The organism is Bradyrhizobium sp. LeoA1Lang, assembly GCF_055413685.1.
In genome coordinates, this window is the sequence record NZ_JBVAPG010000661.1 from 1 (window position 1) to 252 (window position 252).

Sequence of the window (252 nt, forward strand, 5' to 3'; positions counted from 1 at the left end):
CTTCTCATAGTTAGCAAGCAGTTGATCCAGCAGTTCAGGTGTAATCGTCGTGTCGGTCGTCATGTGAGTCTCCTCGGTAAGGTAAACTCACAGAAACCTGCTTACACATTCTTTCTGACACCCTCGGAGGACGTGCTCGATCTCTACGCCGAGACGCCGGATCCCGCCCGCCCCCTGGTCTGCTTCGACGAGACCCCCGTCCAGCTGATCGGCGAGGTGCGCCAGCCGGTCCTGGCCCAACCGGGACAGCGC

Annotated in this window: 1 pseudogene; it reads left to right on the forward strand. The window is 59.9% G+C overall.

The features are described 5' to 3' along the window. Window positions 1-123 precede the first annotated feature (123 nt). Window positions 124-252, forward strand: a pseudogene (locus ACZYOF_RS44885) (IS630 family transposase); the annotation flags it as partial.